Here is a 25,350-nt window from a genome sequence, read left to right on the forward strand (position 1 = left end):
GTTGTCTGGCGCGATGACTGCCAGAGTGCCCATTGCGAAAGTCACGGCGTATGGGTCCCGGCCCCCGCGCAACTAGGCCGGGACGACGCTCGTGGTTTTTGCAATCGTGTTACCCCAGATGCTTCCTGAAAAACTCCGTCGCCCGGCCCCAGGCCAGTTCCGCACAATGCCGGTCGTGCACCGACAAGCGCTGCTCGTTGCCGAAGCCGTGCTCGGCGTCGTAGCGGAACAGCTCCAGCGATTTGCCGGCGGCCTTCATCGCTTTCTCAAAACCATCGACCAGCGCCGGCGTGCACCAGTCGTCCTTGGTCGCAAAATGCCCCTGCAGCGGAATCCTGACGTCCGCCGGCTTGGCCGCCTGCTCCGGCGGAATGCCGTAGAACACCACACCGGCCGTCAGCTCCGGGATCTTGGTGGCGCCGATGATGGTCACCGCGCCGCCGAGGCAGAAGCCGGTCAGGCCGACCTTGGTGCCGCTCTTGGCAAGGTATTGCGCGGCGCCGCGCACGGTCTGCGTGGTGGCATCCATGAAGTCGAGCGAGTTCATCTCTTTGCCGGCCGCGTCGGTGTCGTGATACGGCACCACCTTGCCCTTGTAGAGATCGGGCGCCAGCGCATCGAAGCCGGCCAGCGCGAAGCGGTCGCACATGCCCTTGATCTGGTCCTGCAGGCCCCACCATTCCTGGATCACGACGACGCCCGGCGCGTTGCCGCGCGCGGCATTGGCGAGATAGCCTGACGCTTCCTTGCCGTCCGGACGCTTGAAGCTGATGCTGGTACCCATGAGTTCCTCCGCAATGTTTGCCGGCTGATTGGCCGGCATCTTGTCCGCACTCGGTGACGGACGCAATCGCCCTGCGGCAGGCTCGCGCACTCGTCATCTCCGCGCATTGGCGCCGCGTGCGTCCCGCACAACAAAAAAGCCCCCGAAGGGGCTTTTTCAAACTCGCTACCTAACCGAGGTCAGTGGGCGTCGGCCCAGACCTTGCGCTTGGTGAAGTACATCAGGATCGCGAACACGATCAGGAAAAAGAATACCTGCATGCCGATCCGCTTGCGCTCCTCCATGTGCGGCTCGGCGGCCCACATCAGGAACGTGGTGACGTCGTGCGCATACTGCTTCACCGTCGCCGGCGAACCGTCATCGAAGGTCACCTGACCGTCGGACAGCGGCTTCGGCATCTTGATCGAGTGACCCGGGAAGTACTTGTTGTAATACGAGCCTTCCGGGATCGTGACGCCGGCCGGGGCCTTGTCCTCGAAGCCCTGCAGGATGGCGTCGACGTAGTCGGGGCCCTGCTCCTGGTACTGGCTGAAGAAGTCGATCACGAATTGCGGGAAGCCGCGCTTGTAGGACCGCGCCTTGGTGATCAGCGAGAGATCGGGCGGTGCCGCGCCGCCATTGGCCACGCGCGCGGCCTGCTCGTTCGGGAACGGCGACGGGAAGTAATCCGCCGGGCGGCCCGGACGTTCGAACATCTCGCCCTGGTCGTTCGGGCCGTCCTTGATCTTGTACTCGGACGCGAACGCCGCCGCCTGCGCCACCGAATAGCCGGGGCCGCCGGCATCGGCGAGGTTGCGAAACGCGACATAGGACAGGCCGTGGCAGGCCGAGCAGACTTCCTTGTAGACCTTGAGGCCACGCTGCAGCGAGCCGCGGTCATACTTGCCGAAAGGGCCGGAGAACGACCAGCTCTGTGCCGGCGGCGCATTGCCACCCTCCTCGGCCTTGGCGTTCTGGGTGCTGCCGGCGAACAGGCCGCCAGCCACCACCAGCGCAAGCATCACGGAGGCTGCGGTCGCGACCCTGCCCTTGCTCTTCGCCAGCACGTCGTCGGCGATCGAGTTCGGCACCGGGCGCGGCGTCTCGATGCGGGAGAGCAGCGGCAGCACGATCAGGAAGTAGGCGAAGTAGCAGACCGTCAGGATGCGGCCGGCGATCACATAGATGCCTTCCGGCGGCTGCGAGCCGAGATAGCCGAGCAGGATGCAGACCACCACGAAGATCCAGAAGAACTGCTTGGCCAGCGGACGATACTTCGACGAACGGGTCCGCGCGTTGTCGAGCCAGGGCAGGAACGCCAGGATCACGATCGCACCGAACATTGCCACCACGCCGGCGAGCTTGTTCGGGATCGAACGCAGGATCGCGTAGAACGGCAGGTAATACCATTCAGGCACGATGTGCGCCGGGGTCACGCCGGGGTTCGCCGGAATGTAGTTGTCGGCGTCGCCGAGATAGTTCGGCATGTAGAAGATGAACCAGGCGAAGAAGATCAGGAAGCAGGACACGCCGAACATGTCCTTGATCGTCGCATGCGGCGTGAACGGAACGCTGTCCTTCTCGGTCTTCATTTCGACGCCGGCCGGGTTGTTCTGACCCGCGACGTGCAGCGCCCAGACGTGCAGCACGACCACGCCGGCGATCACGAAAGGCAGCAGATAGTGCAGCGAGAAGAAGCGATTCAGCGTCGGATTGCCGACCGAATAGCCGCCCCACAGCAAGGTCACGATGCTCTCGCCGAAATAGGGAATTGCTGAGAACAGGTTGGTGATGACGGTGGCGCCCCAGAAGCTCATCTGGCCCCACGGCAGCACGTAGCCCATGAAGCCGGTCGCCATCATCAAGAGGTAGATGATGACGCCGAGGATCCACAGCACCTCGCGCGGCTCCTTGTACGACCCGTAATAGAGGCCGCGGAACATGTGGATGTAGACGGCGAAGAAGAACATCGACGCGCCGCAGGCATGCATGTTGCGCAGCAGCCAGCCGTAATTGACGTCGCGGACGATCAGCTCAACCGACTTGAAGGCGAGATCGGCGTGCGGCGTGTAATGCATCGCCAAGATCACGCCGGTCAGGATCTGCAAACCAAGCATCAGCGACAGAATGGCGCCGAAGGTCCACCAGTAGTTCAGGTTGCGCGGCGTCGGGTAGGCCACGAAGGAAGAGTGGACCAGGCCCATGATCGGAAGGCGCCGCTCGATCCACTTCAAGGCGGGGTTGCTCGGTTGAAAATCAGATGGTCCGCTCATTGATGCGATCCTGAAGAAGAAAAACGACGCGATGGGTCCAAGGGGAAGCCGAAGTCCCGGAGGGTCCGGGACTTAGCCGATCTGGATTTTGGTGTCGGAAAGGAAGGCGTAGGGCGGCACCGCCAGGTTGGCGGGCGCCGGCCCCTGGCGGATACGACCGGAGGAGTCGTACTGCGAGCCGTGGCAGGGGCAGAAGAAGCCGTCGTAATTGCCCTCATGGGCGATCGGGATACAGCCGAGATGGGTGCAGATGCCGATCACGACCAGCCACTGGTCGTGGCCGGCCTTGACGCGGGCCGAGTCGGGCTGCGGATCGGGCAGGCTCGAGAGCGGCACGCTCTGGGCCTCCTGAATCTGCTTCTTGGTGCGGTGGCTGATGTAGATCGGCTTGCCGCGCCAGAACACCTTGATGTCCTGCCCCTCGGCGATTGGCGCCAGGTCGACCTGGATCGGTGCGCCGGCCGCGATCGTCGCGGCATCCGGGTTCATCTGGGCAACCATCGGCCACACGGTGGCGGCTGCGCCGACCACGGCGGCAGCTCCGGTTGCAACGAAGAGAAAATCACGGCGTGTCGGATGGTCCGCCGAAGACGCTGTCGTCACGATTCCTAGCCCTTTCTTTTCTGCAGCCGGTGGAACCGCCCCAAAGACGCGGAACGCGTCCCGAGCAAAGGCTGCCGGCGCCCGCGGCCCCCGCGGCGGCAGAAAACCGCTATTCCCCACCCCAAATGGCGGAACAGCAGTCCAGAATCGTTCTATTGGCACCCTTGCCGGACGAGCGCAAGCCCGCTATCGGCTCGCAAACGTGCAATGCACGAAATCCGCGCCGGGCGATGTTTTATTGAGACAATTTCATCCGGTTTTCACAGGTCGTCAGCACCATGCAGATCGCGCTGTTCCAGCCCGACATTCCCCAGAATACGGGAACGATTCTGCGCCTCTGCGCCTGCCTGGACGTGGCAGCCCATATCATCGAACCGGCGGGATTCGACGCCTCGGACCGGAATTTCCGCCGGGCGGGTATGGACTATCTCGACCATGTGCGGTTGAAGCGTCACGACTCATGGTCGAAATTCGAGGAATGGCGGGCCGAGGCCGCCTGCCGGCTGGTCCTGTTCACGACCAGGGCTGCGAAATCCTATCTTGATTTCGAGTATACGGCCTCCGATGTCCTGCTGTTCGGGCGCGAGACGGCGGGGGTGACCGACGCGGTGGTCGCCGCCGCGGACGCACGGCTGGTAATTCCGATCAAGCCGCCCCTGCGCTCGCTCAATGTGGCCGTCACGGCGGCGATGGCCCTCGGCGAGGCGCTGCGGCAGACCGGTTCGGGAACAGCCGATTCGGCAACTTAAGGGATTTTTGGTGAGCTACGCGGTCAAGGAGATCTTTCTCACCCTGCAGGGCGAAGGCGCCCATGCGGGCCGCGCCTCCGTGTTCTGCCGCTTCGCCGGCTGCAACCTCTGGAGCGGCCGCGAGCAGGACCGCGCCGGCGCCGTCTGCCAATTCTGCGACACCGATTTCGTCGGCACCGACGGCACGCTCGGCGGCCGCTATGCCGACGCGGCCGAGCTCGCCGGCACCATCGCCGCGCAATGGACCGCCGGCGAGGCCGAGCGCTACGTGGTGCTGACCGGCGGCGAGCCGCTGCTGCAGGTCGACACCGCCCTGATCGAGGCCCTGCACGGGCATGGCTTTGCGATCGCGATCGAGACCAACGGCACCATCGCCCCGCCCGACGGGCTCGACTGGATCTGCGTCAGTCCGAAGGCCGCAGCCGAGCTCGTGGTGCGCAAGGGACATGAGCTCAAGCTGGTCTATCCGCAGGTGGAAAACGCACCGGAGGATTTCGCCGGGCTCGCCTTCGAGCGCTTCTCGCTGCAGCCGATGGACGGCCCCGACGTGATCGCGAATACCGAGCGCGCGATCGCCTATTGCCTGAAGCACCCGCAATGGCGCCTTAGCGTGCAGACGCACAAGACGCTCGGCATCAGATAACTACCCTGGCAGAACTGGATTGTTGAACGAGATGTGGGAATTGACGAAAGCGTTTCGGTTCGAGGCTGCGCATGCGCTTTCCGGAACGACATTTGGTGTGAACAGCGAGGAGATTCACGGTCACTCCTTCCGCGCCGAAGTCACGGTGCGCGGCACGCCCGACCCGAAAACCGGGATGGTGATCGATCTCGGCCTGCTGGAGCGCGCCATGGCCGAGGTGCAGAAGACGCTCGACCACAAGTTCCTGAACAAGATCGAGGCCATCGGCGTGCCGACGCTGGAGAATCTCTCGCGCTTCATCTGGGAGCGGCTGCAACATACCGGCAAGCTCACGCGCGTCGCCGTCCATCGCGACAGCTGCAGCGAGAGCTGCACCTATTTCGGACCGCAGGGATAGTCATGCTGCCCACAGACCCCGCCATCATCGAAGACCGCAAGGCGCGTGCGCGCGGCTGGTTCGAGGCGCTGCGCAACGACATCTGCGCGGCTTTCGAGACCCTCGAGGACGATGCCCCCGCAGCGCTCTATACCGGCGACGCCGGCCGGTTCGTGCGCACCGCCTGGGACCGCACCGACCACACCGGCAAGCCCGGCGGCGGCGGTGTGATGTCGATCATGAAGGGCCGGCTGTTCGAGAAGGTCGGCGTGCACTGCTCGACCGTGCATGGCGAATTCGCCCCCGAATTCCGCGCGCAGATTCCCGGTGCCGCCGATGATCCCAGATTTTGGGCCTCGGGCATTTCGCTGATCGCACATTTGCGCAATCCGAACGTGCCCGCCGTGCATATGAACACCCGCTTCGTCGTCACCACCAAGGCCTGGTTCGGCGGCGGCGCCGATTTGACGCCGGTGCTGAACCGGCGGCGCACCCAGGATGATCCCGATACGGTGGCCTTCCATGCCGCGATGAAAGAGGCGTGCAGTGGGCCGAACGGCGTCGCCGACTACGACAAGTACAAGAAATGGTGTGACGACTATTTCTATCTGCCACACCGCAAGGAAGCGCGCGGCATCGGCGGGATCTTCTACGACTGGCACGACAGCGGCGACTGGGACGCCGACCTCGCCTTCACCCAGGACGTCGGGCGCAGCTTCCTGAAAATCTATCCCGACCTGGTGCGGCGTAATTTCTCGGCCGGCTGGAGCGCCGAGGATCGCGACGAGCAGCTGGTCCGCCGCGGACGCTATGTCGAGTTCAACCTGCTCTACGATCGCGGCACCATCTTCGGTCTGAAGACCGGCGGCAATGTGGATTCGATCCTGTCGTCGCTGCCGCCGGAGGTGAAATGGCCGTGACCAAGCTGCCGCGCGCGATGCTGATCGACATGGATGACACCATCCTGTCGGCCTATGGGCGCCCCGAGATCGCCTGGAACGCGATCACCGCCGAATTCGCCGAAGAGCTGGCGCCCCTGCCCCCGGACATGGTCGCAACCTCGCTGCTGGCCTATGCACGGCAATTCTGGTCGACCGCCGAGCCGATCTGGCGGATCAAGCTCGGCGAGGCGCGGCGGCTGACCGTGAAGGGCGGCTTCGCGGCACTCGCGGCGGCCGGCCATCGCGCGCTGCCGGACGATCTCGCCGACCGCATCGCAGATCGTTTCACCGCTTACCGCGAGGAGGAGATGTTCGTCTTCCCCGGCGCGCATGAGGCGATCGATGCGTTCAAGGCGCTCGGCATCAAGCTCGCGCTGGTCACCAACGGCGCAGCCGAGATGCAACGCGCCAAGGTCGAGCGCTTCGCGCTGGGCCATCGCTTCGATCACATCCAGATCGAGGGCGAGCACGGCTTCGGCAAGCCGGAGGAGCGCGCCTATCTGCACGCAATGGAAGCGCTCGGCGTCAGCGCACCTGATACCTGGATGATCGGCGACAATCTCGAGTGGGAAGTCGTGGCGCCCCAGCGGCTTGGCATCTATGCGATCTGGATGGACGTGCATGGTGCAGGCCTGCCGCCGGGATCGACAATCAAGCCCGACCGCATCATCCGTTCGCTGACCGAACTGGTTCCTGCCGCGCGCTAATAGCCGCAACGGCCGTTTTCACAGCAAATCCACAGCACCGAGCGTCGGCCGTGATTTGACTGTCATCACCGGTCGCTAGCCTGCCGTCCGCGCTATCAAGCGCGGAGGGAAAATCATGGAACTGAAACCAGGCGATGTCGTCATGCTGAGATCCGGCGGCCATCCGATCACGGTGGTGGAGGTCGACGAGGACAAGGTCGAGTGTCTGTGGATGGGCACGGACGGCGATTTGTTTCGCGAAACCTTGCCGCTCGTCGCGCTCGAATCGACCGAAATCGATCCGGAAGATGACGAGGAAGACGACGACGAAGAAGAGGATGACGAGGAAGAAGAAGAGGACGACGACAAGGAGCACAGCAGCCGCAAGAAGCGCAAGGCTGCGTAAGACGAGGCTGCATAAGTTTTCTCAGGCGATGCTGCCCGCCGAGCCGCCGGCAGCATCGCTTCCGCGTTCCCTCAGAATGCGCGCAACGCGGTGACGATCATCGTGCCGCCGATCGTCACGGCAGCCTTGTCGAGATATCGGTTCGAGATATCAGTCAAGCCTCACAGCCGATGGTCGCGGGTGAAACGGGAAACGGTCTGGTCGGCGATGCCAGACAACACCTGCGGATCAAGCGGAAAATCCGCGGCAAGCCAAGCATCCTCGGCCAGGGTCAGTACATGGCCCAACGCCGGTCCCTCGGCAATCCCGCGTGCGATGAAATCCGACGCCCTCAAGGGAAAGTGAGGCGCGCGCCAGCGTTGCGGCAGCGTGGCAAGTGCGCGCCACTGATCGACATCCGCCTTCGCGCCGGTTCGCGCCCAGGCCAGCAACAGCCTGTCGCGATACGGCTCCTCGTCGAGCCGGTAGAGCCTGCGCTTGGCACGCGCCTCGTCCATGCCGGGCAAGCGCCACCAGCGATGGCCCATCGAGTCGAGCGCCTTGGCCTCGGCATTGGAGAGCCGCAGCCGGCTTGCGATGCGCCGCGCATCCTCGGTCACGGCGACCGTCAGCGCGGCGAGCCGGCGCGTCGCGCTCGGCTTAAGCTCCATCAGCCGCTCGATCTCGATCATCGCCGCGAACGGTCCGGTATAGGCGACGCCGCCGAACAGCGGCAGAAGCAGTCCGCCATCCCCCATCGCGACCACCGCGCCCGCGGCGCCGTTCGCGACCACGAGCTTGAGCATCTCCATGCGGATCCGCTCGGCCGACAGGCCGGCAAGTCCGGTGCGTCCGGAGATGCAGGCGAGATAGCCGGCGCGATCGACCTCGCCTGCGGCGTAGGCCGCGTGGAAACGGAAGAAGCGCAGGATGCGCAGATAATCCTCGGCAATCCGCTGCGCCGGATCGCCGATGAAACGCACCCGCCGCGCCGCGATGTCGGCGAGGCCGCCGACGTGATCGTGCACGATGCCATCGGCATCGACCGACAGGCCGTTGATGGTGAAGTCGCGCCGCTCGGCGTCGCGCACCCAGTCGCGCCCGAACGCTACCTTGGCCTTGCGGCCATAGGTCTCGGTGTCCTCGCGCAGCGTCGTCACCTCGAAGGGCTGGCTGTCGACGACCAGGGTCACCGTCCCGTGCTCGATGCCGGTCGGCACGCTCTTGATGCCGGCCCGCCTGGCGCGGCGAACCACCTCGTCCGGCAACGCCGTCGTGGCAATGTCGATGTCGGCGAGCGGAATTTTCATCAACGCGTTGCGCACGGCGCCGCCGATCACCCGCGCTTCCTCGCCATCGGCATTGAGCAGGCCGAGCACCCGTGCCGCTGGCCCCTCAGTGAGCCATGGCGCGTCGGACAACAGGCGCACCTCGCTCATTTCTCAGCTCCGGGCACCAGCCTGCCATTCTCGATATGGGCGGGAACGTAGGTCGAGTTCGGCGGCGCGCCGGTCAATTCGGCAAGCAGCACGAAACTGATGATGACCAGCACCAGCGCCGCCAGCGTCAGCTTCGCCAGCATGTCGAGCGGCCATGACGCCGGCAGCGTCACGCCGGACCGCGTCGCGATGAGGAAGATGGCATAGACCGCGAAAGGAACAAGAAAGATTCCGATCTCGGTCAACACCGTGCGGATCATGACAGATAGATCCGCTCATACAGCACACGCAGGATGCCCGCGGTCGCGCCCCAGATGTAGCGCTCGGCGAACGGCATCGCATAATAGTGCCGGTCGATGCCGCGGAATTCCTTGACGTGGATCTGATGATTCTCGGGATTCATCAGGAAAGCGAGCGGCACTTCGAACGCATCGACGACCTCGGCTTCATTGATCTCAAGTGTGAATCCCGGCTTCACCTTGGCGACCGTCGGCAGGATGCGGAAGCCGAATGCGGTGCCATAGAGGTCGAGATAGCCGACCGGGTCGATGAATTCCCGCTTCAGCCCGACTTCTTCACAGGCCTCACGCAACGCGGCATCAAGCGGCGAGGCATCGGTGGCGTCGATCTTGCCGCCGGGGAACGAGATCTGACCGGCGTGGCTCGACAGATTGGGCGAACGCTGCGTCAGGAGCACGGTCGGCTCGGGATGATCGACCACCGGGATCAGCACCGCGGCCGGCCGCACCGGCTGCTCCTGCGCCACGATCTCCAGCATCCGATCGTTGCCGGAGTCTCCGGTGCGCGGAATGATGTGCGGATCGACCAGGCCCGGCGGCACTTCGAAATCGAGACGCGTGCGCGCCCGCGCGAAGAATTCCGTCGAGCTGATCGTCGCCGGCCTCACCTTCAGCAACGGCTCGTTCAAAGTGCGTCCCTCACCTGACTGGCGTCGGCCATCGCGAAGAACTCGCCGCCGGACTCGATGCCGAACATCTCCTGACCATCGACCATCCGCGCCTCGCCCATGTCAACCAGATCGTAGTAGAGCGCGCGGGTGACCTTGGCCCACAGGTCGGCGCGAACATGCAGATAGGGCGTCAATCCGCCGTCCTCGGCGGCCTCGAATCTGAGACCGTGGCCCTTCTCGCAATCGACCCAATCATCGACATTGGTGCGGAACCTGAGCAACCGGCCGCGCGCGTCTTCGTCGGTCTGCATTTCCACGGCGAGGAACGGCGCGTCATCGACGCGGATGCCGACCTTCTCCACCGGTGTCACGAGAAAGTGCTTGCCGTCCTCGCGCTTCAGGATGGTGGAGAACAGCCGCACCAGCGCCGGACGGCCGATCGGCGTTCCCATGTAGAACCAGGTGCCGTCGGGCGCGATTCGCATGTCGAGATCGCCGCAGAATGGCGGATTCCAGAGGTGAACCGGCGGCAGGCCCTTGCGTCCGGCCGGCCCTGATGTCGCAGCTCGATTGGCGGCGGTGGTCAGCCCGTCGAGGCTCTTGCTTCCTAGGCCCGTAGTTTCACTGCTGGATTCGCTCTGCCCTTGCTTCGCCATTGTTTACCTTAAAGCTTCCGACCCTCAATCTGGCACATTTGGTGCACGTATCCTGAGATGTGGTCGGGGTGTCTTTCTCGCCACATCGTGATGCCGTTCATACCCTGAAATACCGATAAGGTGGGGATAGTTTAATTCAACGAATACATGGCTTTCGCGCAGGTTTAGCATGAGGGCCACGAGATGACGACAGATGACGACGCGGGAATCGCCGGGATCGTCGAGAAGGAGCGGACCGAATGGCTGGTGCAGACAGCGTCGAGAAACTGGAGGATGTGATCGTCCGCTCGGCCGAGCAGGTCGCGGGCCAGATCAAGGCCGCCAAGGAAGCGGTCTCCACCGTTATTTTCGGCCAGGACCAGGTGATAGAAAACACTCTAGTGACGATCCTGTCCGGCGGCCACGCGCTGTTGATCGGCGTGCCCGGCCTCGCCAAGACCAAGCTGGTCGAGACGCTCGGCGTTACGCTCGGGCTCGACGCCAAGCGCATCCAGTTCACACCCGATCTGATGCCGTCGGACATTCTCGGCGCCGAAGTGCTCGACGAGAGCTCGGCCGGCAAGCGCTCGTTCCGCTTCATCTCGGGTCCGGTGTTCGCGCAGCTCTTGATGGCCGACGAGATCAACCGCGCCAGCCCGCGCACCCAGTCGGCGCTGCTGCAAGCCATGCAGGAGCAGCACATCACCATTGCCGGCGCGCGGCATGACCTGCCGAAGCCGTTCCACGTGTTGGCGACGCAGAACCCGCTCGAGCAGGAAGGCACCTACCCGCTGCCCGAGGCGCAGCTCGACCGCTTCCTGATGGAAATCGACGTCGACTATCCCGATCGCGACGCCGAGCGGCGCATCCTGTTCGAAACCACCGGCGCCGAAGAGACGCTTGCCAAGGCGTCGATGGACGCCGAGACTCTGATCACTGCGCAACGGCTGGTGCGGCGCCTGCCGGTCGGCGATTCCGTGGTCGAGGCAATCCTGACGCTGGTGCGCGCCGCGCGTCCCGGCCCCGAGGGCGGCGAGGCCGGCAAGCTGATCGCATGGGGACCGGGTCCCCGCGCCAGCCAGTCGCTGATGCTCGCGGTCCGCGCCCGCGCGCTGCTCGACGGAAGGCTCGCGCCGTCGATCGACGACGTGCTCGATCTCGCCGAGCCCGTGCTCAAGCACCGCATGGCGCTGACCTTCTCGGCGCGCGCCGAGGGCCGCACCATTCCCGACGTGATCAAGCAATTGAAAACCCGGATCGGTTGATGGCGGCTGACAACAGGCACCAGAACGAGGAGCTCCTTGCGGTTCGACGTGCAGATGGCGAAAGCCGAACGCTCGCCGCATCGCTGCCGCGCCTGGTGCTTGAGGCTCGCCGCATCGCTGCCAATGTCATCCATGGCATGCATGGTCGCCGCCGTGCCGGCACCGGCGAGAGCTTCTGGCAATATCGCCGCTTCGTGTCGGGCGAACCGTCGCAGCGCGTCGACTGGCGCCGCTCGGGACGCGACGATCATCTCTATGTCCGCGAGCAGGAGTGGGAGGCCGCGCACACCGTGTGGATCTGGCCCGACCGCTCGCCGTCGATGGCCTTTGCCTCACGCGAGGCACGCGACTCCAAGCTCGAGCGTGGCCTGATCGTTGCCTTTGCGCTGGCCGAGCTGCTGGTGGCCGGCGGCGAGCGCGTCGGCGTTCCCGGCCTGATGAACCCGACCGGCAGCCGCGCCGTGATCGACAAGATGGCGCAGGCGATGCTGCATGACGAGGCGACGCGCGCCAGCCTGCCGCCGTCCTTCGTGCCGTCGTCGCTCGCCGAGATCGTGGTGCTGTCGGACTTCTGGTCGCCAATGGCCGAGATCACGACCATGCTGGCCGGGCTCGCCTCGTCGGGCGCGCACGGCACCATGATCCAGGTGGTCGATCCGGCCGAGGAGACCTTCCCCTATTCCGGCCGCGTCGAGTTCGTCGAACCGGAGGCCGGCAGCGTCATCACCGCCGGCCGCGCCGAAAGCTGGGCCACCGATTACGTCGCCCGCGTCGCGCTGCATCGCGACCAGATCCGCGCCGAGACCAACCGGCTCGACTGGCTGTTCTCGACCCACACCACCAGCCGCTCCGCGGCCGAGCTGCTGCTGTTCCTGCATGCCGGCATGATGGTGAGCAAGGGCGGCGGCCGCTCAACCGTCAAGGCGGGACGCAGCGCATGATCGCAGGCCTCCCGCTCTCCTTTGCCGAACCGCTGCTGCTGCTGGGGCTGGTCAGCCTGCCGGTGCTGTGGTGGCTGTTGCGCGTGATGCCGCCGCGGCCGCGGCGCATCGAATTCCCGCCGACGCGGTTGTTGTTCGACATTGCGCCCAAGGAAGAGACGCCGGCGCGCACGCCGTGGTGGCTGACGCTGCTGCGGCTCGCCGCCGCCGCGCTCGTCATCCTCGCCGCCGCCGGCCCGATCTGGAATCCGCAGACCGGCATTGCCGCCGGCAAATTCCCGCTGGTGATCCTGCTCGACGACGGCTGGAGCGCGGCCTCGAGCTGGGATGCGCGGGTCAAGGCCGCGGACGAATTGATCGCCGATGCCGACAGCGACCGCCGCGGCGTCGCGCTGGTGCCGCTGTCGGCGCCTACGCGTGACATCACGCTGATGCCGGCCGGCACCGCGCGCGTCGCGTTGCGCCAGCTCGCGCCAAAACCCTACTCGATCGATCGCGTTGAAACCCTGACCTCGCTTGGACGTTTCCTCAAATCGACCGGCGACTGCGACATCGCCTGGCTGTCCGACGGCGTCGACACCGGCCGCGGCAGCGAATTCACCGAAGGTCTCGGCAAGGTGATCGAGAGCCGCAATCTGACGATCTATTCGGGCGGCGCGCAGTCCGCGCAGGCGCTGGTCGCGGCCGAGAACGCCGCCGCCAAGATGACCGTGAAGGTGTTGCGCACCGAAAGCGGCCTCGCGGCCGGCACGGTGCGCGCGGTCGATGCCAAGGGCTCGCCGATCGGCGAGGCCCGCTACACGTTCGGCCCGCAGGAGCGCGAGACCGAAGCCGCCTTCGATCTTCCGGTCGAACTGCGCAACGACATCTCGCGGCTCGAAATCTCCGGCGAGCATTCGGCCGGCGCCGTGCAACTGCTCGACCGGCGCTGGCGCCGCCGCGCCATCGGCGTGGTCTCGGGTGCGAGCAACGACACCGCGCAGCCGCTGCTGGCGTCGACCTTCTATCTGTCCCGCGCGCTGTCGCCGTTCGCCGACGTCCGGCTCGGCGATCGCGGCGCGCCGCAGCAGGTGATCGGGCAATTCCTCGACCAGCGGCTGCCGATGATCGTGATGGCCGATGTCGGCACGCTGTCGCCGGAGATCCGCGACCGGCTCAACACCTGGATCGAGCAAGGCGGCGTCCTGGTGCGCTTTGCCGGCCCGCGCCTCGCCCAGGCCGACGACGACCTCGTTCCGGTCAAGCTGCGCCGCGGCGGCCGCACGCTCGGCGGCAGCCTGACCTGGGAGAAGCCGCAGCACATGGCCTCGTTCGCCGCCGACGGCCCGTTCGCAAGCCTCACCGTGCCGAAGGACATCACCGTCAGCCGCCAGGTACTGGCCGAGCCCGACGCCGTGCTCGCGACCAAGAGCTGGGCATCGCTCGAAGACGGCACCCCGCTCGTCACCGGCGAGCATCGCGGCAAGGGCGTGGTCAGCCTGTTCCATGTCGGCGCCGACATGCGCTGGTCGGACCTGCCGATGTCCGGCACCTTCGTCGAGATGCTGCGCCGGCTGATCGACATGTCCGGCTACACCTCGAAGCCCGGCCCCGGCGTCGCCAGCGATCCCAACGTGGAGACGGTCGCGCCACTGCGTACGCTCGACGGCTTCGGCGCGTTCGGCCCGCCGCCTGCGACCGCCAAGCCGATGTCGGCGGACTATCGCGACCACGGCACGGCGGACCATCCGCCCGGCTTCTACGGCACCGCCGAGAGCCCGATCGCGGTCAACACGCTTGCTTCCGCCGACCGCATCGCACCGCTCGACACGTCCGGCCTGCGCGCGAAGCATGCGAGCTACACCAACACCGAACCGCGTGACCTGCGCGGCATCATGCTGACGACGGCGCTGGCGCTGTTCCTGCTCGATGCCATCGTGGTGGCGATGCTCGGCGGCGGCCTCGCCGCGCTGATCCGGCGCCGCGCCGCGCCGGCCGTGCTCGCCTTCGCCTTCATCCTCCTGACGTTCGCGCCGTCATCGACACGCGCCGAGAGCAACGACGACTTCGCCATCAAGTCGGTATCGCAGACGCGGCTGGCCTATGTCGTCACCGGCAACGCCGACGTCGATTCCATCGTCAAGGCCGGGATGTCCGGACTGACGCTATTCCTCGGGCAGCGCACGGCGCTCGAAGCCGGCGATCCCGTCGGCATCGACCCCGCGCGCGACGAGTTGGCGTTCTTCCCGCTGATCTACTGGCCGATCGTGCCGGGCGCGCCGAAGCCGCCGCAGGACGCCATCAACAAGATCGACGCCTACATGAAACAGGGCGGCACCGTGATTTTCGACACGCGCGACGCCGTCGAGGCGCCGCCGGGCGACAATGGCGCCTCGCAGACGCCGGGCATGCAGACGCTGCGCGAACTGCTGTCCACCCTCGATGTGCCCGAGCTCGAGCCGGTGCCGCGCGAGCACGTGCTGACCAAGACGTTCTATCTGCTGCGCGACTTCCCCGGCCGCTTCAACTCCGGCCAGACCTGGGTCGAGACGCTGCCGCGCGAGGACGACGAGGAGGCCGCACAGCGCCCGGCCCGTGGTGGCGACGGCGTCTCGCCGATCATCATCACGTCGAACGACCTCGCCGGCGCCTGGGCGATCCGTCCCGACGGCCAACCGATGCTGCCGCTGACCCCGGGCGAGCCGCGGCAGCGCGAATTCGCGTTCCGCGCCGGCGTCAACATCGTGATGTACACGCTGACCGGCAACTACAAGGCCGACCAGGTGCACGCACCTGCTTTGATCGAGCGGCTGGGACAATGAGCATGATCCGGAAAAGTGGGAACCGGTTTTCCGAAGAGATCATGCTCCTAACGAATAGAAGCAAGCTATGAACTACGGTATCGCGTTCACACCGCTGGTTCCTTCGCTCGTGCTGTGGATCGGGCTCGGCGCGATCGTCGTCATCGCGGCACTGCTGTTGCTGTCCCGCGCGCGCGGCGCCGCAGTGCGCGTCGCCGCGCTGGCGCTGATCCTGCTGGCGCTGGCCAATCCGTCCTTCACCCGCGAGGACCGCGAGCCGTTGTCGTCGGTCGCCGCGGTCGTGGTCGACAAGAGCCCGAGCCAGAACTTTGGCACGCGCAACCAGGAGACCGACAAGGCGCGGCAGGCGCTGGTCGACAGCCTGAAGCAGATCAAGGGCCTCGAGGTCCGCGTCGTCGAGGCCGGCCAGGCCGATGGCGAAACCGACGGCACAAAGCTGTTCGGCGCGCTGACGTCGGCACTGTCGGACGTTCCGGTCGAACGCGTCGCCGGCGCGTTCATGATCACCGACGGCCGCGTACACGATATTCCCGCCAACGCCCAGGCGCTCGGCTTCCAGGCACCGCTGCATGCGTTGATTACCGGCCGCAAGGACGAGCGCGACCGCCGCATCGCGATCACGGCCGCGCCGCGCTTCGGCATCGTCGGCCAGACCCAGACCATCACCTACCGGCTCGACGACCAGGGCGTCACCGGCGAGCGCGCCAAGGTCACGATCCGCCGCGACGGCGAGGTCATCAACGAGCGCATGCTGAGCAGCGGCCAGACCTCCAGCGTCGACATCGACATCAAGCATGCCGGGCCCAACATCGTCGAGATCGAGGCCTCGCCACTCGAGAACGAGCTCACGCTGGTCAACAACCGCGCCGTGGTCGCGATCGACGGCGTCCGCGACAAGCTGCGCGTGCTGCTGGTCTCAGGCGAACCGCATGCCGGCGAGCGCACCTGGCGCAACCTGTTGAAGTCAGATCCCAGCGTCGATCTCGTGCACTTCACCATCCTGCGTCCGCCGGAGAAGCAGGACGGCACGCCGATCAACGAGCTGTCGCTGATCGCGTTTCCGACCCGCGAGCTGTTCCAGCAGAAGATCAACGAATTCCAGCTGATCATCTTCGATCGCTACGCCCGCCAGGGCGTGCTGCCGATCGCCTATTTCGACAACATCGCGCGCTATGTCCGCTCCGGCGGCGCTGTGCTGGTCTCCGCCGGTCCCGACTACGCCTCGACCACCAGCATCTGGCGCACGCCGCTGGATTCGGTGCTGCCGGCCGAGCCGGTCGGCGTCACCGAGAAGCCGTTCTACGCGCACCTCAGCGATGCCGGGAAACGCCATCCGGTGACGCGCGGGCTGGAAGGCTCGAATGCCGAGCCGCCGCATTGGAGCCGGTTCTTCCGCACCGTCGATACCCGCAACGCGATCAACCCGCCGGTCATGACCGGTGCCGACGGCAAGCCGCTGCTGCTGCTGTCGCGCTTCGGCGAGGGCCGCGTCGCGCTCTTGCTCTCCGACCACATCTGGCTGTGGGCGCGCGGCTATGAAGGCGGCGGCCCGCATCTCGATCTGTTGCGGCGGGTGTCGCACTGGCTGATGAAGCAGCCCGACCTCGACGAAGAGGCGCTGCGCATGCAGGTGCAGGGTAAGGACCTGATCGTGGTGCGGCAGACCATGGCCGACACCGTCGCGCCTGTTACCGTGACGTCGCCGAGCGGCACCACGCACGAACTGACGCTCGCCGCCGGCGATCCCGGCGAGTGGCGCGCGACGCTGCCCGCGAGCGAACTCGGCCTGTGGCAGGCCACCGACGGCACGCTGAAGGCGCTGATCAATGTCGGCCCGACCAATCCGAAGGAATTCTCGGAGGTCACCTCGACCACCGGCACGCTGAAGCCGCTGGCGCAGGCGACCGGCGGCGACGCACGGCGCATCGTCGACGGATCGAGCCTCGACATGCCGCGCATCGTGCCGATACGTGCCTCCTCGATCTTCCGCGGCGACGGCTGGCTCGGCGTCAAGATGCGCGACGCCAGCGTCGTGAAGGGCGTCGGCGTGCTGCCGATGTTCGCCGGCCTGGTCGGCCTGCTGCTGCTGCTCGGCGCATTCGCGGCAACCTGGCTGCGCGAGGGACGCTGAGCCTGGTGGCTCGGCGCTCCGTTGCTTCAAACACACACCGGCAACGGATCGACACAGTTCGCCCCAACTGTGGTTGACACCGCGATTGCCGTCCGATGTTATAATGTAACATCGGGCCGCTGGGGTGATGGCGCGCTCCCGATGGGGTGGGCGTTATCGCATGAAGTGGTTCCGGAGACACATCAAGACCGGCTCGCGGCTGGCGCTGTTCGCGCTCGCCGTCCAGTTCGTGCTGTCGTTCGGGCACTTCCATCCGATTCCATCGGCGCAAGCCGCGCCCGCGGTCCAGACCGGCCTGTCGCTGGTCGATCTCGCCTATATCGGGACCTCCGCCACCCCGGACCTCGCGGTCCAGGTGACCGGGACCGAGCCGCCCGCCAGGCACGACAACGACCGGCATCCGGCCGACAATTGCGCGATCTGCGCCGTCATCTCGCTCGCGAGCAGCATGCTGTTCACGGCGCCGCCGGTGCTCTTGCTGCCGGAAGCCGTCGAGCTCCTGTTCCGCACCGCCAATGCCGAATTCGTCCATCTGAAGTCGGCGCCTGCGGCGTTCCACTCCCGCGCACCTCCCCTGTCCTGACATCGACTGATTGCTGCACGCCCTGAGCGAACAGCCGCGCCACATTTGCGGCCTGCGCCAGCGGGGCAAATCGGAATCGATCCGTCATTTCGACGGGCTGGATCGGGACAATGACACTTCTGAAGAAACGAGCATTCCACATCGGGAGCGCGAGCTGGCTGTTGCTCGGCGCAATGAATAGCGGCGCGCTGGCCGACGACACGCCGACGCAACTCCCTGACGTCACCGTGACGGCACCAAGCCCGATCCAGCGGCACCGCACGGCGCCGACGCGCAACCCGACACATGTTGTCCGGGCTGCGCCGAGCCGCAACCGCGAACGCGCCGCAGCAGTGCAACCTGTGCCCGCGGCACCGGCGCCGGCACCGCAGCAAGGCGTGCTGCCCATCGTGACCGACCAGTTCGCGACCGTCACCGTGATACCGAACGAGGAGCTGCGGCGCTCCGGCGGCGCCACCCTCGGCGATCTCTTGTTCTCCAAACCCGGCATCACCGGTTCGAGCTTCGCGCCCGGCGCATCGAGCCGGCCGATCATCCGCGGCCTCGACGTCAACCGCGTCGGTATCGTCGAGAACGGTCTCGGCGGCGGCGGCGTGTCGGATCTCGGCGAGGATCATTTCGTGCCGATCGATCCGCTTTCGACCAACCAGATCGAGGTGGTGCGGGGACCGGCCGCGCTGCGTTACGGCTCGACCTCGATCGGCGGCGTCGTCAGCGCCAGCAACAATCGAATTCCCGATGCGATGCCGACCTGCGCGGCGGCGCCGTTCCAGACCTACGGTTTGCCGGTGAAGGCGCCGCTGGCCGACGCGGGTTCGCCGGGCTGCCTCAACGTCGAGACCCGCACGTCGGTGAGCTCAGTCAATCGCGGCGTCGAGGGCGGCATGCTGCTGGACGCCGGCGGCAACAATGTCGCCGTGCATGCCGACGTCTATGGCCGCACCACCAGCGACTACAGTATCCCGAGCTATCCATATCTGTTCGACCAGACCCGGCCGGTGGGCAGCCGCCAGCCGAACTCCGCGACGCAGTCGGACGGCGCGTCGGTCGGCGGCTCGTATTTCTTTCAGGGCGGCTATATCGGCGCGTCGATCACCCAGAACGATTCGCTCTACCACATCCCCGGCATCGACGGCGCCGATCACCAGACCCGGATCGACGCGCACCAGACCAAGATCGCCGTCAAGGGCGAGTACCGGCCCGATGCTGCTGCGATCGACGCGGTGCGGTTCTGGGTCGGCGCGACCGACTATCGCCACAACGAAATCGGTCTTGCCGATCCGCTTGATCTCTCAAGCGACGGCGTGCGGCAGACTTTTACCAACAAGGAGCAAGAAGCCCGGCTCGAAGTGCAAATGATGCCGTTCAACGCGCGCTTCGCGGCCGTGACGACGGCGTTCGGCCTGCAGGCTGGCCATCAGGAATTGACGGCCCCAAGTCCGGACGATCCAGGCAGCCCGCTCAACGGATTGTGGGACCCTAACAACAACAACAGGGTCGCCGGTTACGTCTTCAACGAGCTGAAATTCAGCGAGACCACCAAGGCGCAGATCGCCGGACGCATCGAACACATCAACCTCTCCGGGACAACGCCGGCATTCATACCTGACGTGTTCGACGTCAACATCGACCCTGCCAGTATTGGTCCCGCCACGCCGCGCAATCTGCACTTCACGCCGAAAAGTGCGAGCATTGGCCTGATCCAGAACCTGCCGTGGGATCTGGTCGCGAGCATTACCGGTCAATACGTCGAACGCGCGCCGAAACCGGCAGAGCTGTTTTCGCGCGGCGCGCATGATGCGACCGCCACCTTCGACATCGGCAATCCCAATCTCGGCATCGAGACGGCAAAATCGATCGAGGTGGGATTACGGCGGGCGACGGGGCCGTTGCGATTCGAACTCACCGGCTACTACACGAAGTTCAACGGCTTTATCTACCGCCAATTGACTGGCAACACGTGCGACAGTGCGGCTTGTGTGGACATAGCCAATCCGGACCAGCTTGAGCTGAACCAGGCGAGATACGCACAGCGCGATGCCATCTTCCGCGGCGCCGAGTTCCAGAGCCAGCTCGACATCGGCCCGCTCAACGGCGGCATCTGGGGCATCGAGGACCAGTTCGACGTGGTACGCGCCACCTTCACCGACGGCACCAACGTGCCGCGGATTCCACCGGTGCGGCTTGGCGGCGGCGTGTACTGGCGCGACAGCAACTGGTTCACCCGCATCAATCTGGTGCACGCCTTTGCGCAGAACGACATTGCGGTGATCGGCGAGACCCCGACCGCGGGCTACAATCTCTTGAACGCTGAGATCACCTACAACACCAAGCTCACGCAATCATGGATCGGTGCGCGCGAGATGACGCTTGGCCTGGTCGGCAACAATCTGCTCAACCAGAACATCCGCAACTCGGTCTCCTACACCAAGGACGAGGTGCTGATGCCCGGCATCGGTGTGCGGGCCTTCGCCAATCTCAAGTTCTGAGACAAGCGTATCCCTCTGCCGCTTGCGGCAGAGGGATTTGTTCGTCGCGTAGCCCGGATGAAGCGCAGCGCAAGCCGGGACCAATGTACCGGGGGACTCAGCTTCCGGATTTCCCGTCGCTTAGTCCGGCCGACAAACTGTTGAACCATCTCTCGCGAAAGCGTTCCTGTTGTTCCACGGTTGATGGAATAACGGTTTCATCGGCTTCGAAGATATTGACAATGTCCCGCCGCAGGGCTTGGGCGCCCAACGTCATCTTGTACGCGCCGACCGCTGGACCCATGTCTCTCTGCATCCCGGATGGGTAAACGTTTTCGCTGGCGCCAAAGCAACAGAGCAACGCGCCACTCTTTTCCAAATCCAGCCGAAGCTGCCTCAACGCTTCAAAGAAGTCTCGTTTGGACTCGACAGTCATTACGTCAGCGCCCAGCTCTAACGAGATTCGATAAATCTCCCTGCCAGCCTCAATGACCTCGTCGGCAACAACATTTGCCGGAAGCCGCGATCCATCGGCGAGAACGACAGTGATCTCTCCGGAAAAATATCGCTCTTGTTGCATCAGCAGTTTGCAAAAACTCGATTTGAATTGAAAGCACAACTGAACGATCGTCCCAGGCCAGGGACGATCGTTTGCCGGACGAAAAGCTTCAGTCTGCGCCGCTCAGTGGCCGACGACGACTTCGCTGATCTGAATCACCGGTTGCAGATCGGTGTAATTCGGAATGTCGCCCATGATCTCCTGAGCGTGCTTCCCCATGCCGGCCGCGAAGGCCTCAACCGAGTCGCAGAAGATGTGGCACATCCCGACATAGGTTGCGGGCGTCCCCGGTGCGCCGCCGGCGAGGCCCTTGTCGACGGTGTAATATTTGCAGGCGTCGCCCAGCCGCGCCTTCACCAGCGGCATGTGCTTGTCGCGATAGTAATCGTGATCAAAGCGTGCGCCTGGATTGTTCGGATACATCACACTGACCTTGATCATGGCGCGCACTCTCCCTGTTGATATGACATGCGCCGGTCTTGTCCCGGCGCTTGGCTCAACTGTGCTTCAGTTTCCGAAGGTGTGCAACCGTTCCGGCGTTGCTCGCGGGAATGTCAGATCGCCTTGCTCCAATCCGGCTGGATCGGCCCCGACACGCCCTCGAACGCGCCATCGACCAGTTCCATGACAAGCACGCGACTGTAGTCGACCGGTCCGGGCATCGTCATCCGACCCTTCGGGACCGGCTTGAAGCCGACGCGTGCATAGTACGGTTCGTCGCCGACCAGCACGATGAGCCGGTGGCCCTTGGCGCGGGCGTCGTTGATCGCACGCTCGAGCAGCGCGCGGCCGACGCCGCGGCTGCGGAATGGCGGCTCGACGGTCAACGGCCCGAGCATCAGGGCCGGCGTATCGCCGATACAGATCGGCAGCTGGCGCACCGAGCCGACCAGCAGCGTGCCGATCCGTGCCGTGAAGGAGACGTCGAGCAGATGATCGACATGCTCGCGCAGCCGGTAGGCGCTGAGCACGAAGCGGCCGGGCCCGAAGGTGCGCTCGTGCAGGCGCTCGATCGCCTGGGCGTCTTTCGGGGTCTCGGGCAGGATGGTCAGGGACAGTTCAGTCATTGTGGAGCGCGGGATACCATCTGGCGCGGGCGCGGTCCATCACCGCCATGTGGCCGTCGCCGGCTTGCCGTCGAGCACCTCCGCGATGCGCAGCCGCGTCCCGGGGGTGGCCTCCTCGGGCAGATCAGCCGGGTCGAAGAAGCCGCAGGCGACGATCTCGCGATTCGGTTCCGGCAGCCGGTCCTGCCGGTAGTTTCTGACGACATAGACCGCAACATGATCGCGCGGCGAGACGTGGCTGTTGTGGAAGATGCCGTGCAGCACCGGCTCGCCGGCGAGCTCGATCCGGCCCTCCTCCTCCAGCTCGCGCCGCAGCGCCTCGAGAAAGCTCTCGCCGACCTCGACCCCGCCGCCCGGCAGATACCAGCCATGGACGTAGCTGTGCTTGACCAGGAACACCTTGTTGTCGGCGTCGAGCACGACGGCACGGACGCCGAGCGTCATGCTGCGGGCCAACCGCCAGTAGAAATGAAACACCCACCTGATCTGCGGCTCGTAGCGCTTGCGTAAATCCTCAAGGATCGTCACTGAACCCTCGACATCATGGTGTTTGATCCTTGCATTGATCCTTGCTTTGATCCTTGCGCCCCCGCGCAGCTCTTGCCAATACAGGGCAGGACGTTCGGGATAGCACGACATGACCGGTTGCCGGCCAGTTTTCACGGGCAATCCTTAGGGGAATCGCATGATGGCGGCATTCCGCCTCGCGCATTTGTCGGATCCGCATCTGCCGCCGCTGCCGGCGGCTCGGCTGCGCGATCTCGCCGGCAAGCGCGCCTTCGGCTATTTGAACTGGACGCGCAACCGTCACAAATATCATCGCCGCGACGTGCTCGACGCGCTGGTATTGGACATGCAGGCGCAGCAGCCCGACCATGTCGCCGTGACCGGCGATCTCGTCAATCTGGCGCTGGATGCCGAGTTCAATCCGGCGCGGCAATGGCTGGAGGGCGTCGGCGATCCTTCCGGTGTGACCGTGGTCCCCGGCAATCATGATGCCTATGTGCGCGCGACGCGGCATCGCTTCGTTGGTCACTTCGGCGACTATCTGCGCGGCGACGCCGATGGTGCAGCGACGCATTTTCCGTTCGTGCGCCGCCGCGGGCCGGTGGCGCTGATCGGCGTCTCCTCGGCGGTGCCGACGCCACCGCTGATGGCAACCGGCTGGCTCGGCCACGCCCAGCTCGGCGCGCTGGAGACGATCCTTGCGCAGCTGTCGCGCGAGGACGCCTTCCGCGTGCTGCTGGTGCATCACCCGCTGCACTCCGACGGACGCGCCAAGCGGCTGACCGATTCGCATCAGCTGCTGGCGCTGCTCAAGCGGCACGGCGTCGAGCTGGTGCTGCATGGCCACGACCACATCCACTCGACGATGTGGTTCGACGGCCCCGAGCGCAAGATCCCCGCGATCGGCGTGCCGTCGGCATCGGCGCTGGCACGCAAGCACTATCCGGCGGCCGCCTACAATCTGTTCTCGATCGAGCGCGACGGCAACGCCTGGCGCTGCGAGCAGACCGTGCGCGGCTTCGGCAAGCACGATGGCATTCGCGAGTTGAAGCAAAGGCGGCTGTCCTAATCCCCACCCCCGCCGCCGCCACAACCACCGCCGCAGCCGCCTCCGCTGTCGCCACCACCTCCACCATCGCCGCCGCCATGGCCGCCAGCGTCGCCACCATCCGCGCCGCCACTGCCATCGCTGCCGGCATCGCCGAAGCCCGCCGACGATCCGTCGATCGACGAGTCGGAGAAATCGCCGCCGCAATAGGGGCTATCACCGGCAATGCCGCTGCGGCGCAGCGCCTCGCAATCGGTGTGATAGACGAAGCCGTTGGCGATGTTCAGCTTGGCGTCGAGCGCGAACAGCAGCGGCAGCCGCGTCGGCCTGACCGGATCGATGTTCTCGTATTTGCAGCAGTACCACCATACCCGCCGCAGCCCCTCGTTGCTCCGGCGCCGCTCCTTCACCAGCACGACGGCCGGCGTGTGATGCAGGAAGCCGCCGAAGGCGCGGCGGCAGAACGCATCATATTCGCGGGTGTAGAGAATGAATTCGTGCCAGAGGTCGTCGGCGGCCTGCGACGGCATCGAGACGTAGCGCTTGCCGCTCATCAGATAGGCGAGGAAAAACTGCCGCAGGCCGCGCGAAACCAGCGCGCTGTCCTTGCGCATGAAACCCGGGTGACGCTTCTCGAGCCGCGCCAGCAGACCCGCCGGCCATTTGAAGGTGCGGATATATTCGGCGCGCCGCAACCTCTGCCATTTGCCAAACAGCACGGCGCTGCCGACCACCGCGGCCGCCGCCAGCACGCCGAAAAATGCCGAGGCGGGTGTCACAACCACGATGCCCCCGCCCCTTAGCTGCTAGAAATTCTGCCAGCTCGCAAACAGCGCGTAGCCGAACAGCGCGAGCGCGCCCATGATGAAGCCGAGCACGAACATGCCGAACCCGCCGCGGCGCTTCGGCGCCACCACCGGCACGGGCGGCGGCGCCGCCGGCTCGGCAGCCGGAAGCGGCGTTGCCACCATCGCATGCTCGCGCTCGATCATGCGGCGCGCCACATAATCGGTGACGGCGTCGACGATCGCGGGCACGTCATGCGATTCGGCGAGCACGATGCGGCCGAAGCGGGTGTCCTGCACGAAGCGGTAGATGCGCTTGTCGCGTCCCATCAGCACATGAGCGACGACGTCGATCCACAGCCGCGGCGTCTCGCCCTGGCTGATGCCGCGGTCGAACAGATCGACCTTCTCCGGCACCTGCGCGAACAAGGGATCGAGCGCGTCGTTGAGGATCTCGAGCCGTGCCACCTCGGCGTCGCGCAACTCGACGACGACGCCGGTGCGATCGGCCGCCTCGATCCGCGCCCGCCGCAGCGCCTCTCGCAGCGTCGGCCGCATCTCGCGCGCCTCGCTGCCGGTGTTGTGCGGATCGGACATGCCTTGCGGCCTCGTAGTGACGGGTTGCCTTGTCCATTAACCTATCAGCAACCATGCCGTCCGCAAAGCACGTTGGTTCCCAAGCACTTAGGTGGCCACTTATCCCCAGATCAAAGACCCCGGCAGTGTTCCGAAAGCGGACAGCCCCACCCGGATGAACCGGATGGGGCTGCCGTCCTTGGACGTTTCTTAGCT

General features: G+C 65.5%; 26 protein-coding genes. 13 read left to right on the forward strand and 13 right to left on the reverse strand.

What is annotated here, in order from left to right; all coding sequences use genetic code 11:
* Positions 1–109 precede the first annotated feature (109 nt).
* The 3 genes from G6P99_RS39245 to petA all read right to left on the reverse strand — a co-directional run bounded on the left by G6P99_RS39245 (position 110) and on the right by petA (position 3,639).
* A complete protein-coding gene (locus tag G6P99_RS39245; protein WP_029083718.1) occupies positions 110–784 on the reverse strand; it encodes a dienelactone hydrolase family protein in 675 nt (224 codons plus the stop codon).
* Between the two features lie 179 nt (positions 785–963).
* A complete protein-coding gene (locus tag G6P99_RS39250; protein ID WP_029083717.1) occupies positions 964–3,036 on the reverse strand; it encodes a cytochrome c1 in 2,073 nt (690 codons plus the stop codon).
* Between the two features lie 72 nt (positions 3,037–3,108).
* Positions 3,109–3,639 carry a ubiquinol-cytochrome c reductase iron-sulfur subunit gene (petA, locus tag G6P99_RS39255; RefSeq protein WP_029083716.1) on the reverse strand — a complete coding sequence of 177 codons (531 nt, stop codon included), beginning with the start codon at positions 3,637–3,639 and terminating at the stop codon, positions 3,109–3,111.
* A 278-nt stretch (positions 3,640–3,917) separates the two neighbouring features.
* Between petA and G6P99_RS39260 the strand changes: the two genes are divergently transcribed.
* The 6 genes from G6P99_RS39260 to G6P99_RS39285 all read left to right on the forward strand — a co-directional run bounded on the left by G6P99_RS39260 (position 3,918) and on the right by G6P99_RS39285 (position 7,440).
* Positions 3,918–4,388 (forward strand): tRNA (cytidine(34)-2'-O)-methyltransferase, encoded by a 471-nt coding sequence (locus tag G6P99_RS39260; RefSeq protein WP_029083715.1) that lies wholly within the window; start codon positions 3,918–3,920, stop codon positions 4,386–4,388.
* Between the two features lie 10 nt (positions 4,389–4,398).
* Positions 4,399–5,031, forward strand: a complete 633-nt coding sequence (queE, locus tag G6P99_RS39265; RefSeq protein ID WP_029083714.1) for a 7-carboxy-7-deazaguanine synthase — start codon at positions 4,399–4,401, stop codon at positions 5,029–5,031.
* Between the two features lie 31 nt (positions 5,032–5,062).
* A complete protein-coding gene (locus G6P99_RS39270) occupies positions 5,063–5,428 on the forward strand; it encodes a 6-pyruvoyl trahydropterin synthase family protein (protein ID WP_029083713.1) in 366 nt (121 codons plus the stop codon).
* 2 nt (positions 5,429–5,430) lie between these two features.
* Positions 5,431–6,327, forward strand: a complete 897-nt coding sequence (gene hemF, locus G6P99_RS39275; protein ID WP_029083712.1) for an oxygen-dependent coproporphyrinogen oxidase — start codon at positions 5,431–5,433, stop codon at positions 6,325–6,327.
* Positions 6,318–7,055, forward strand: a complete 738-nt coding sequence (locus G6P99_RS39280) for an HAD family hydrolase (RefSeq protein WP_029083711.1) — start codon at positions 6,318–6,320, stop codon at positions 7,053–7,055. The genes hemF and G6P99_RS39280 overlap by 10 nt, the downstream gene beginning before the upstream one ends.
* Before the next feature lie 115 nt (positions 7,056–7,170).
* Entirely contained in the window at positions 7,171–7,440 is a 270-nt protein-coding gene (locus G6P99_RS39285; RefSeq protein ID WP_029083710.1) for a DUF2158 domain-containing protein, read from the forward strand.
* 161 nt (positions 7,441–7,601) lie between these two features.
* Here G6P99_RS39285 and G6P99_RS39290 read toward each other — a convergent pair whose 3' ends face one another.
* The 4 genes from G6P99_RS39290 to G6P99_RS39305 are packed head-to-tail and all read right to left on the reverse strand — an operon-like array spanning position 7,602 to position 10,424.
* Positions 7,602–8,858 (reverse strand): CCA tRNA nucleotidyltransferase, encoded by a 1,257-nt coding sequence (locus G6P99_RS39290; RefSeq protein ID WP_165125989.1) that lies wholly within the window; start codon positions 8,856–8,858, stop codon positions 7,602–7,604.
* Positions 8,855–9,118, reverse strand: coding sequence for a DUF6111 family protein (locus G6P99_RS39295; protein WP_029083708.1), 264 nt, complete (start codon positions 9,116–9,118; stop codon positions 8,855–8,857). The genes G6P99_RS39290 and G6P99_RS39295 overlap by 4 nt, the downstream gene beginning before the upstream one ends.
* A complete protein-coding gene (locus G6P99_RS39300; RefSeq protein ID WP_371261233.1) occupies positions 9,115–9,750 on the reverse strand; it encodes a CoA pyrophosphatase in 636 nt (211 codons plus the stop codon). Before G6P99_RS39300 ends, G6P99_RS39295 begins: the two co-directional genes overlap by 4 nt.
* 32 nt (positions 9,751–9,782) lie before the next feature.
* The gene (locus G6P99_RS39305; RefSeq protein ID WP_029083706.1) at positions 9,783–10,424 is read right to left on the reverse strand and encodes a DUF1285 domain-containing protein; all 642 of its coding nucleotides are present in this window, start codon (positions 10,422–10,424) and stop codon (positions 9,783–9,785) included.
* Positions 10,425–10,663: 239 nt separating this feature from the next.
* Here G6P99_RS39305 and G6P99_RS39310 point away from each other — a divergent pair, with 239 nt between their 5' ends.
* The 6 genes from G6P99_RS39310 to G6P99_RS39335 all read left to right on the forward strand — a co-directional run bounded on the left by G6P99_RS39310 (position 10,664) and on the right by G6P99_RS39335 (position 20,613).
* Entirely contained in the window at positions 10,664–11,668 is a 1,005-nt protein-coding gene (locus G6P99_RS39310; protein WP_029083705.1) for an AAA family ATPase, read from the forward strand.
* Complete coding sequence (locus G6P99_RS39315) at positions 11,668–12,609, forward strand: DUF58 domain-containing protein (RefSeq protein WP_029083704.1); 942 nt, start codon at positions 11,668–11,670, stop codon at positions 12,607–12,609. The genes G6P99_RS39310 and G6P99_RS39315 overlap by 1 nt, the downstream gene beginning before the upstream one ends.
* On the forward strand, positions 12,609–15,410 hold the full coding sequence (locus G6P99_RS39320) for a DUF4159 domain-containing protein (protein ID WP_029083703.1): 2,802 nt from the start codon (positions 12,609–12,611) through the stop codon (positions 15,408–15,410). The genes G6P99_RS39315 and G6P99_RS39320 overlap by 1 nt, the downstream gene beginning before the upstream one ends.
* Positions 15,411–15,477: 67 nt before the next feature.
* Positions 15,478–17,541 carry a membrane protein gene (locus G6P99_RS39325; protein ID WP_029083702.1) on the forward strand — a complete coding sequence of 688 codons (2,064 nt, stop codon included), beginning with the start codon at positions 15,478–15,480 and terminating at the stop codon, positions 17,539–17,541.
* Between the two features lie 160 nt (positions 17,542–17,701).
* Entirely contained in the window at positions 17,702–18,124 is a 423-nt protein-coding gene (locus G6P99_RS39330; RefSeq protein WP_029083701.1) for a DUF2946 family protein, read from the forward strand.
* A gap of 110 nt (positions 18,125–18,234) precedes the next feature.
* On the forward strand, positions 18,235–20,613 hold the full coding sequence (locus G6P99_RS39335; protein ID WP_029083700.1) for a TonB-dependent receptor: 2,379 nt from the start codon (positions 18,235–18,237) through the stop codon (positions 20,611–20,613).
* 97 nt (positions 20,614–20,710) lie between these two features.
* Here the strand turns inward: G6P99_RS39335 and G6P99_RS39340 are convergent, their stop codons facing one another.
* The 4 genes from G6P99_RS39340 to G6P99_RS39355 form a co-directional block, all read right to left on the reverse strand.
* The gene (locus G6P99_RS39340; RefSeq protein ID WP_084518627.1) at positions 20,711–21,172 is read right to left on the reverse strand and encodes a hypothetical protein; all 462 of its coding nucleotides are present in this window, start codon (positions 21,170–21,172) and stop codon (positions 20,711–20,713) included.
* A 102-nt stretch (positions 21,173–21,274) separates the two neighbouring features.
* On the reverse strand, positions 21,275–21,592 hold the full coding sequence (locus G6P99_RS39345) for an EthD family reductase (RefSeq protein ID WP_029083699.1): 318 nt from the start codon (positions 21,590–21,592) through the stop codon (positions 21,275–21,277).
* Positions 21,593–21,705: 113 nt separating this feature from the next.
* Positions 21,706–22,218, reverse strand: a complete 513-nt coding sequence (locus tag G6P99_RS39350) for a GNAT family N-acetyltransferase (RefSeq protein ID WP_029083698.1) — start codon at positions 22,216–22,218, stop codon at positions 21,706–21,708.
* Positions 22,219–22,257: 39 nt separating this feature from the next.
* Positions 22,258–22,662: an NUDIX domain-containing protein gene (locus tag G6P99_RS39355; RefSeq protein WP_249817843.1), complete on the reverse strand. Its 405-nt coding sequence runs from the start codon at positions 22,660–22,662 to the stop codon at positions 22,258–22,260.
* 244 nt (positions 22,663–22,906) lie between these two features.
* Between G6P99_RS39355 and G6P99_RS39360 the strand changes: the two genes are divergently transcribed.
* Entirely contained in the window at positions 22,907–23,794 is an 888-nt protein-coding gene (locus G6P99_RS39360) for a metallophosphoesterase family protein (RefSeq protein ID WP_029083696.1), read from the forward strand.
* Here the strand turns inward: G6P99_RS39360 and G6P99_RS39365 are convergent.
* Both G6P99_RS39365 and G6P99_RS39370 read right to left on the reverse strand, forming a co-directional pair.
* A complete protein-coding gene (locus G6P99_RS39365; protein WP_029083695.1) occupies positions 23,791–24,558 on the reverse strand; it encodes a glycine-rich domain-containing protein in 768 nt (255 codons plus the stop codon). The two genes, G6P99_RS39360 and G6P99_RS39365, sit on opposite strands and share 4 nt — an antisense overlap.
* 21 nt (positions 24,559–24,579) lie before the next feature.
* Entirely contained in the window at positions 24,580–25,155 is a 576-nt protein-coding gene (locus G6P99_RS39370) for a hypothetical protein (protein WP_029083694.1), read from the reverse strand.
* Positions 25,156–25,350 lie beyond the last annotated feature (195 nt).

Origin of the sequence: Bradyrhizobium sp. 6(2017), from assembly GCF_011058295.2 — a bacterium.
Taxonomy (GTDB): Bacteria; Pseudomonadota; Alphaproteobacteria; order Rhizobiales; family Xanthobacteraceae; genus Bradyrhizobium; species Bradyrhizobium septentrionale.

Excerpts from the sequence above, each read along its gene's own strand:
- G6P99_RS39245 (WP_029083718.1), bottom strand. The coding sequence starts at position 784 with ATGGGTACCAGCATCAGCTTCAAGCGTCCGGACGGCAAGGAAGCGTCA.
- G6P99_RS39250 (WP_029083717.1), bottom strand. The coding sequence starts at position 3,036 with ATGAGCGGACCATCTGATTTTCAACCGAGCAACCCCGCCTTGAAGTGG.
- G6P99_RS39260 (WP_029083715.1), top strand. The coding sequence starts at position 3,918 with ATGCAGATCGCGCTGTTCCAGCCCGACATTCCCCAGAATACGGGAACG.
- G6P99_RS39270 (WP_029083713.1), top strand. The coding sequence starts at position 5,063 with ATGTGGGAATTGACGAAAGCGTTTCGGTTCGAGGCTGCGCATGCGCTT.
- hemF (WP_029083712.1), top strand. The coding sequence starts at position 5,431 with ATGCTGCCCACAGACCCCGCCATCATCGAAGACCGCAAGGCGCGTGCG.
- G6P99_RS39280 (WP_029083711.1), top strand. The coding sequence starts at position 6,318 with ATGGCCGTGACCAAGCTGCCGCGCGCGATGCTGATCGACATGGATGAC.
- G6P99_RS39285 (WP_029083710.1), top strand. The coding sequence starts at position 7,171 with ATGGAACTGAAACCAGGCGATGTCGTCATGCTGAGATCCGGCGGCCAT.
- G6P99_RS39290 (WP_165125989.1), bottom strand. The coding sequence starts at position 8,858 with ATGAGCGAGGTGCGCCTGTTGTCCGACGCGCCATGGCTCACTGAGGGG.
- G6P99_RS39295 (WP_029083708.1), bottom strand. The coding sequence starts at position 9,118 with ATGATCCGCACGGTGTTGACCGAGATCGGAATCTTTCTTGTTCCTTTC.
- G6P99_RS39305 (WP_029083706.1), bottom strand. The coding sequence starts at position 10,424 with ATGGCGAAGCAAGGGCAGAGCGAATCCAGCAGTGAAACTACGGGCCTA.
- G6P99_RS39310 (WP_029083705.1), top strand. The coding sequence starts at position 10,664 with ATGGCTGGTGCAGACAGCGTCGAGAAACTGGAGGATGTGATCGTCCGC.
- G6P99_RS39315 (WP_029083704.1), top strand. The coding sequence starts at position 11,668 with ATGGCGGCTGACAACAGGCACCAGAACGAGGAGCTCCTTGCGGTTCGA.
- G6P99_RS39325 (WP_029083702.1), top strand. The coding sequence starts at position 15,478 with ATGAACTACGGTATCGCGTTCACACCGCTGGTTCCTTCGCTCGTGCTG.
- G6P99_RS39330 (WP_029083701.1), top strand. The coding sequence starts at position 17,702 with ATGAAGTGGTTCCGGAGACACATCAAGACCGGCTCGCGGCTGGCGCTG.
- G6P99_RS39335 (WP_029083700.1), top strand. The coding sequence starts at position 18,235 with ATGACACTTCTGAAGAAACGAGCATTCCACATCGGGAGCGCGAGCTGG.
- G6P99_RS39340 (WP_084518627.1), bottom strand. The coding sequence starts at position 21,172 with ATGCAACAAGAGCGATATTTTTCCGGAGAGATCACTGTCGTTCTCGCC.
- G6P99_RS39345 (WP_029083699.1), bottom strand. The coding sequence starts at position 21,592 with ATGATCAAGGTCAGTGTGATGTATCCGAACAATCCAGGCGCACGCTTT.
- G6P99_RS39350 (WP_029083698.1), bottom strand. The coding sequence starts at position 22,218 with ATGACTGAACTGTCCCTGACCATCCTGCCCGAGACCCCGAAAGACGCC.
- G6P99_RS39355 (WP_249817843.1), bottom strand. The coding sequence starts at position 22,662 with ATGACGCTCGGCGTCCGTGCCGTCGTGCTCGACGCCGACAACAAGGTG.
- G6P99_RS39360 (WP_029083696.1), top strand. The coding sequence starts at position 22,907 with ATGGCGGCATTCCGCCTCGCGCATTTGTCGGATCCGCATCTGCCGCCG.
- G6P99_RS39370 (WP_029083694.1), bottom strand. The coding sequence starts at position 25,155 with ATGTCCGATCCGCACAACACCGGCAGCGAGGCGCGCGAGATGCGGCCG.